This is a genomic window from Pseudaquabacterium terrae, assembly GCF_013266755.1.
GTDB lineage: Bacteria > Pseudomonadota > Gammaproteobacteria > Burkholderiales > Burkholderiaceae_C > Pseudaquabacterium > Pseudaquabacterium terrae.
On sequence record NZ_JABRWJ010000006.1, the window covers coordinates 610,738 to 617,637 of the forward strand.

9 protein-coding genes are annotated in these 6,900 nt (G+C 71.8%); 3 read left to right on the plus strand and 6 right to left on the minus strand.

The window, feature by feature from the left end:
* Window positions 1-10: 10 nt before the first annotated feature.
* The 4 genes from HLB44_RS22040 to HLB44_RS22055 all read right to left on the minus strand — a co-directional run bounded on the left by HLB44_RS22040 (window position 11) and on the right by HLB44_RS22055 (window position 3,052).
* On the minus strand, window positions 11-847 hold the full coding sequence (locus HLB44_RS22040; protein WP_173127022.1) for a LytR/AlgR family response regulator transcription factor: 837 nt from the start codon (window positions 845-847) through the stop codon (window positions 11-13).
* A complete protein-coding gene (locus tag HLB44_RS22045) occupies window positions 844-1,302 on the minus strand; it encodes a hypothetical protein (protein WP_173127025.1) in 459 nt (152 codons plus the stop codon). Before HLB44_RS22045 ends, HLB44_RS22040 begins: the two co-directional genes overlap by 4 nt.
* Window positions 1,302-2,774: a sensor histidine kinase gene (locus tag HLB44_RS22050; RefSeq protein WP_173127028.1), complete on the minus strand. Its 1,473-nt coding sequence runs from the start codon at window positions 2,772-2,774 to the stop codon at window positions 1,302-1,304. Before HLB44_RS22050 ends, HLB44_RS22045 begins: the two co-directional genes overlap by 1 nt.
* A gap of 119 nt (window positions 2,775-2,893) precedes the next feature.
* The gene (locus tag HLB44_RS22055; protein WP_173127031.1) at window positions 2,894-3,052 is read right to left on the minus strand and encodes a hypothetical protein; all 159 of its coding nucleotides are present in this window, start codon (window positions 3,050-3,052) and stop codon (window positions 2,894-2,896) included.
* A gap of 159 nt (window positions 3,053-3,211) precedes the next feature.
* Here HLB44_RS22055 and HLB44_RS22060 point away from each other — a divergent pair, with 159 nt between their 5' ends.
* The 3 genes from HLB44_RS22060 to HLB44_RS22070 are packed head-to-tail and all read left to right on the plus strand — an operon-like array spanning window position 3,212 to window position 5,444.
* The gene (locus HLB44_RS22060) at window positions 3,212-3,802 is read left to right on the plus strand and encodes an RNA polymerase sigma factor (RefSeq protein WP_173127035.1); all 591 of its coding nucleotides are present in this window, start codon (window positions 3,212-3,214) and stop codon (window positions 3,800-3,802) included.
* Window positions 3,802-4,314: a hypothetical protein gene (locus HLB44_RS22065; RefSeq protein ID WP_173127038.1), complete on the plus strand. Its 513-nt coding sequence runs from the start codon at window positions 3,802-3,804 to the stop codon at window positions 4,312-4,314. The genes HLB44_RS22060 and HLB44_RS22065 overlap by 1 nt, the downstream gene beginning before the upstream one ends.
* A gap of 29 nt (window positions 4,315-4,343) precedes the next feature.
* Window positions 4,344-5,444 (plus strand): hypothetical protein, encoded by a 1,101-nt coding sequence (locus tag HLB44_RS22070; RefSeq protein WP_173127041.1) that lies wholly within the window; start codon window positions 4,344-4,346, stop codon window positions 5,442-5,444.
* Between the two features lie 3 nt (window positions 5,445-5,447).
* Here the strand turns inward: HLB44_RS22070 and HLB44_RS22075 are convergent, their stop codons facing one another.
* Window positions 5,448-5,618: a hypothetical protein gene (locus tag HLB44_RS22075; RefSeq protein WP_173127045.1), complete on the minus strand. Its 171-nt coding sequence runs from the start codon at window positions 5,616-5,618 to the stop codon at window positions 5,448-5,450.
* Between the two features lie 118 nt (window positions 5,619-5,736).
* Window positions 5,737-6,732, minus strand: a complete 996-nt coding sequence (locus HLB44_RS22080) for a Bug family tripartite tricarboxylate transporter substrate binding protein (RefSeq protein ID WP_173127049.1) — start codon at window positions 6,730-6,732, stop codon at window positions 5,737-5,739.
* Window positions 6,733-6,900 lie beyond the last annotated feature (168 nt).

The following is a 6,900-nucleotide window of genomic DNA, read 5'->3' on the forward strand; positions in this document are numbered from 1 at the left end:
CCTGCCGCCGCTACATGCCCTTGAACAGGTGCGTGTAGCTGCGGCTGACCTCCAGCTTCTCCGTGTGGCCCTTGATGGCCACGATCTGGCGGCCGCGGAAATCGCGGCTGATGCCGCCGATCGCCTTGACGCTGACCAGCGTCGAGCGGTGGATCTGCCAGAACAGCTGCGGGTCGAGCTCGTCGACCAGCTCCTTGATCGGCTTGCGGATCAGCGCCTCGATCGTCGGCGTCTGCACGCGCGTGTACTTCTCGTCGCTGATGAAGAACAGCACGTCGGCGACCGGGATCATCTGGATCGCCTGGCCGACGGTGGCCTGGATCCACTCGAGGTAACGCGGCGCACCCCCGGGGTTGAGCTGCGCGGCCAGCTTGTGCAGCAGCTGCTGCACCGGCGGCGCGCCTTCAGCGTCCGGCGTACCGCGGCGCTGCAGGCGCTGCTGCACGCGCGCGATGGTCAGCTGCAGGCGTTCACGCTCGGCCGGCTTTAGCACGTAGTCGCAGACGCCCTGCTCGAAAGCCTCGACCGCGTACTGGTCGTAGGCCGTGATGAAGACGATCTCGGGCAGCGACTCGTCCTCGCCGATCTCCATCTGCGCGATCTGGCGCGCCGCGTCGACGCCGGTGAGCCCGGGCATGCGGATGTCGAGGAACACCAGGTCGGGCCGGTGCTGCTGCACCAGCTCGACCGCCTCGAGCCCGTTCTTCGCTTCGCCGACGATCTGCAGCTCGGGCCAGACCTCGGCGAGCCGGGCACGCAGCTGTTCGCGCATCAGGCGCTCGTCGTCGGCGATCACCGCCCGCACGGCGGTGCCGGGGGTGGGGGAGGGGTCGGCTTCGGTATTCATCCGACGATCGTAGCGGAGGCCTTGGGGCCCCGCGGCGAGCGCTGCAGCAAGCGGGCGATGGCGAACATCAGCAGCAGCAGCGGCGACGCCACCAGCAGCAGCACCGCCGCCAGCGCCATCAGCGGCAGCCCGAGGCCGACCAGCAGCGCGAACGCCACCACCACCAGCACCAGCAGCATCACCATCGGCAGCAGCAGCGCGAGCATCACGCCGACCGACAGCAGCACCAGCACGAGCACCAGCTTGCCGCCGGCGGACAGCGTGCCGAGCTCGAGGCCGTCGACGATCTCCTCGCCGTCGATGATGATGCGCACCGGCGTGTCGCCCCAGGCGGCGAGGCCCTGGTCGAGGCCGACGTACAGGCCGATGCCGGCCAGCAGCAGCACCAGCAGCACCAGCACCAGCGAGCTGCCGCCGCTGCGGCGGCCGACGCGGTAGACCGTCATCTTCGTCATCAGTGCGCTCCTTCGATCGGGCGGTAGGGCACGGTGATCGTCGCCCGCGTGCCGCCGCCTTCGTTCTCGGCGATCGTCAAGCCGGCCTTCGGTCCGTACAGCAGCTGCAGCCGCTCGCGGATGTTGGCCAGGCCGACGCCGGTGCCGGCGGTGGCCGCGCGGCCGAAGCCCAGGCCCGTGTCTGAGACGGTGACCGCCAGCTTGCCGTGCACGATCTCGGCCTTCAGCGTCAGCTTGCCGCCTTCGGGCTTGGGCTCCAGGCCGTGCTTGATCGCGTTCTCGACCAGCGTCTGCACCATCATCGGCGGGAACTCGGCCGAGACCAGGCCCTCGGGCACGTCGATGTGGGTCTCCAGGCGCTCTTCCATGCGCACCTTCAGGATCTCGAGGTAGGGCCGGATCACCGCCAGCTCGCGCGACAGGTCGCGCACGCCGCCGTCGCTGGCTTCGCGCATCGTCGGCATGCTGGCGCGCAGCAGCGCGATCAGGTTCTTCTGCATCTGGCTGGCGCGCTTCGGGTCGACCTCGATCAGGTGGTCGATCGACGCCAGCGTGTTGAACAGGAAGTGCGGCTCCACCTGCGCCTGCATCGCCGCCATGCGGGCCTCGACGACTTGGCGCTTCAGCGCCTCGGCCTCGGCCGTCTCGACCGCCTGCGCTGCCTGCGCCTCGGCCTGGATCTGGCGCTTGTAGGTGATCTTGATGATTGCCGAGGCCAGGATCCACAGCAGCGCCAGGTTGGGCAGGAAATCGCCGTACTCGACGATGCGCACGCGGTGGTGCGGCTCGATCACCACCGAGTGGCGGCCGGGCTTGTCGATGTTGTCGGCCTCGGCTTCCGCTTCGGCGCGGACCTGCTCGGCGGCTTCGCGGGCGGCGTCGGCGGCTTCGCGAGCCGCATCGGCGGCCTCGCGCCGGGCTGTTTCAATCGATTCGCGGATGGCGCGCCGCGCTTCGGCCACCGCCTCGCGCACCGCTTCGCTCTGCGTGCCGGCGGGCAGCCGGATGTCGACCGCCTCCTCTCTGGCGCTCTCGGCCGCCGCTGCAGCGGCGGCCGCCGCGGACGCCGCCGATGCCGCGGCTTCGGCCGCCTTGCGCCGCGGCGTGATGCGCACGCCGCGCTCGTCGATCGAGATGTCCACCGCGCGCGAGTTGCCGTCGCCCTTCTCGATCTTGACGATCGGCTCGCGCGCTTCACGCGGCGGGCTCGGGGCCGCAGGGGGTGCCGGCGGTGCCGTTGGCGTCGGCACGCGCACGACGCGCGGCGTCGACACCGTCTCGGTGTACTTCCAGCGGAACGGCGGCAGCTCCTTGAGGATCGCCGTGCTCACCAGCAGCAGGATCGACAGCACGGCGAAGCGCCGCCACGAGATGCCGACCAGCCAGTTGGCGTAGCGGTGGAAGGCCTTGACGGTCGAGCTGGCGAAGCTTTGCCAGCGGTCTGACCAGTCGGTTCCGGCGGATGCGGTCATGAGGAAAAACTTGGGTACGGCAGCAGCAATGAGCCGCACTGTACGCAAGCACCCCGTGGCCGCGCACGGGGCATGTGACGCGATGCCGGGCCGGGTCGACAGGCTGCAACACGGGCGGATCAGCCGGCAAGCGAAAGGCCGAGCCAGCCGCCGAGCAGCATGGACAGCGCAAGCAGCGCCACCAGCGCCGCTGCGGCGGCGGCCAGCAGCAGGCGCTGGCCGGGTGGTTCACGGGTTTGATCGTCGGGGAGCAGCAGGTCGAGCGGGGGGCTGATCATGGGATCCTCCGGTGAATTCATCGTTGTCCGGCATCTCGGGTAAGCGTCCCGGTTGTAGGCCGCGGGCCGTTACCGTGCCGTTAAGCGCAACGAAGTCGGATCGCGCGGGAACTTTTTGGCGCGTTCGAGCCAATAGCTCTGGACAACCCACTCGCGCCGATGACGCCTTTCGTCCCCTGGACCCTTCCGCCCGCGGCCGCGACCGGCACCGCCGCATGGCTGCGGGCGCTGGCGCAGGGTGACCGCTTGGCGCTCGACGCGCTGTACCGCCAGGAGGCGCCGGCGGTCTACCGCTACGTGCTGGCGCTGGCCGGTGATGCGGCCGCGGCGGCCGATGCGACGCAGGACGCCTTCGTCGCGCTGGCCGAGCGGCCCGGCGCCTTCGATGCCGGGCTCGGCACGCTCGGTGCGTACCTGGCCGGCATTGCCCGCCACGCGCTGCTGGCGCAGTGGCGGCGGCGCGGCCGCGAGATCGAATGGGACGACGACAGCGGCGAGCGAGCGCCCGATGAAGCCAGCTGCCCCGAGCGGCGGCTGGTGCAGCAGCAGGCGCTGCAACAGGTCTGGCTCGCACTGCGCGCCTTGCCGTGGCCGCAGCGCGAGGCGCTGGTGCTGGTCGACCTGCAGGGAAGGCCTTATGCCGAAGCCGCGCGCATCGCCGGCTGTGAACTGAACACCTTGCGCACGCGCGTGCTGCGTGCGCGCCACCGGCTCGCCGATCTGCTCGGTGCCGGCTCCGGAGATTCGTGATGACGACACCGACCCACCCCCCCGCCGCGACGGCGCTGCCGCTGCAGGACCTGCTCGACGGCATGGGCAGCGACCTCGCGCGCATCGCGCCGCCGCCGCTGGCGCCGCGTGTCGTGCGCACGCTGCGGCGCGTGCGGCCGCCGGCCTGGCGCCGGCTGGTCTTCGGCTTCCCGGGGGCCGTGCTGTGCGCTCTGGCGCTGTTCGGCTCGGTGGTGCTGGTGCTGCAGGACGACGGGCCGTGGCGCGGCGAGCGGCTCGATCCGCCGCAGGACCAGGCCGGTCTGTCGGCCGACAGCGGCTTCGTTCCGGTGGCCGGTGCCGAACGCTGGCAGCACCTGCTGCGCGGCGAAGACGCCGCGGCGGCCTGGGTCGTGCCGTCGGAGCTGCCGCGCGAGCGCCTGGCCGCGCTCGGCCTGCCCTACGACCCGTCGCGTGCCGGCGAGACCGTGCGCGCCGAACTGCTGCTGCACTCGTCCGGCGAGCTGCTCGCGGTGCGCGTGCTCCACCGCTAGGGCCGGTCAACGCTACAGGAGGGCTCACCATGGCCACGTCCATCCACCGCGCCGCCGTGCTGGCCGGCGCCGCCTTCGCCCTCGCGCCGCTGGCGCCGGCGCTGGCCTTCGAATCGGTCTTCAGCGCCGTCGCTGGCGACGTGATGCGGCTGGCGCAGGCCGAGCTGAACGACACGCAGGCCTTCATGGCCGCCGAGCTCGAAGCCGAGCGGCCGGTGCGCGGCGCGCCCTATTGCGCCGACGCGGTGCACGAGAGCGTGCAGCTGCTGCCCGACGCCAACGGCGCGATCGGCAACCGCATCGTGCGCCGGCAGCAGACGCGGCTGTGCCGCGACGGCGAGGGCCGCACGCGCCAGGAGGTCGACAACCAGGGCCAGCGCCGCATCTATCTGCGCGATCCCGTCGGCCGCGAGAACTGGGTGCTCGATCCGCAGCGCAAGACCGCGCGCAAGCTCGGCCGCGGCCCGATGGGCGCGTTCGAAGGGCCGCTGATCGACCACTCGGCCTGGCACGAGTACGGGGAGCGCATGCGTGAATGGGCGCGCGGGGTGTCGGAGCGCATGTCGCGGGGGCACGGCGCGCCGGGCGCCGCGCCGCCGGCGGTGCCGCCCCTGCCGCCGGTGCCGCAGGTGGCCCCGCTCGCCGCACCGGCGCCGGTGGTCATCGCCGCCGGCGAACCCGGAGCGCAGGGCCTGCAGATGCGCGTGCTGCGCGCCGACCACGCCGGCGGCGCCGAGCTGCCGTTGCCGCCCGGCATGGCCTGGCGCGCTTCCGGGCTGGCGCCGCGCGGGCCGGCGGTGGTCACCGCGCTCGGCAGCAAGGACATCGACGGCGTGCGCGCCGGCGGCGAGCGCAGCACCTGGACCATCGAGGCCGGCAAGGTCGGCAACGAGAAGCCGATTCACATCTTGCGCGAGGTCTGGCGCTCGCCCGATCTGCTGCTGACGCTGTCGACCACCGACTTCGATCCGCGCAGCGGCGAGACGCGCTACCGACTGACCAACCTGAAGCGCGGCGAGCCCGATCCGGTGCTGATGCAGGTGCCGGCGGACTACACCCGGCGCGGCCACGGCGCGCCGACGCCGCCGACCGCGCCGACGGCACCGTCCACGCCGCGCGGGCGCGGCTGAGCGTCAGCCCATCAGGCGCACCGTCGCGCCGAGCAGGCCGACCGCCAGCCCGGCGGCGACGATCAGCCGCAGCACTCCCATCATCACGCGCTCCTCGCGGTCGAGCGCGTGCAGCGGTTCTTCGTCGGGCAGCGCCGGTCGCGCCCACAGCGTGGCGCCAAGGGGTGTGTTCATCGTTGTCCTCGCCTGACCGAATGCCGGCCCGTGGCGGGCCGGCTTCTCGCTCCAGTTGTAGGCGAGGCAGCGTTACGCTGCTGTTATCGGCGGCTGTCGAGACGCGCGCGATGGGCCATCAGGCTTGCATCTTCAGCAGGTGGATCACGACGCGCGCGCTGGTTTGTTCGTAGTCGACGAAGTGGCGGAAGGCGGCGCCGTACAGTGGCGCGGCGCGCCAGTTGTGACGCTCGAGCTGCGCTTTCCATTCCGTCGTGCCCGCCATCTTCTGCAGCAGCTGGCCCCAGCCCTCCACCGCCTCGCGCGGCGCGCCCGGCGCGGCGAACAGGCCGCGCCAATTGCCGAGTTCGGTGGCGATGCCCTGCTCGCGCAGCGAGGGCACGCTGAAGAGCCCGCGCGCCGACGACACGGCCAGCGCGCGCAGCGAGCCGTCGGCGATGCCGTCCTTCAACTCGCTGTAGCCGGCGATGCCGGCGGACAGCGCGCCCTGCTTCAGCGCGCGCGCGAAGTCGGCGCCGGCGCTCGAGGGCACGTACTTCAGCGTCGCCGCGTCGACGCCGATCGCGCGGGCGATCATGCCGAGCAGCATGTGATCGACGCCGCCGGCGCTGCCGCCGCCGAAGGACAGCGTCTGCGGGCGACTTCTCATCGCCTCGACCAGCGCCTTGCCGCTGGTCAACGCCGACTCGCGCGGCACCGCGATCACCAGGGTGTCGGTCGTCAGCTTGGCCACCGGCTGCACCTGCGTCAGGTCGACCGGCGCGCGGTGCAGCGCGATCGCGCCGCACATCACGAGGCCGCCGATCATCAGCGTGTCGGCATCGCCGCTGTACTTGTCGACGAAGTGCGCGAGCCCCGGCACGCCGCCCTTGCCGGGCTTGTGCTCTAACTCGACCTGCTCGACCAGCCTGGTCGCCTGCAGCGTCGCGGCCACGGCCTTCGCGGTCTGGTCCCAGCCGCCGCCGGGATTGGCCGGCACCAGCAGCTTCAGCCGCGCGCGCGGTGCAAGCGCCTGCGCGCGGGCCGTGGGCAGGAGCCCGAGCCCGGCTGCGAATCCGGTGGCCAGCACGGGTGCGCCCAGACCACCTTGCAAAAACTGGCGACGATGGATCATCGATACCCCTTCCGATCAGCGTCGAAACCGTGACCCCAGGCTAGGCCGAAGTTCCAGCACCCGCCGAACGAGTTTGTTCTTGTGCCACAGGCACTTGGCGTGAGATCTGGGTTCGCGTTTCTGTCTACGGCCGGATCTGCTTGATCAGATCGAGCGCGTGACGTTGCG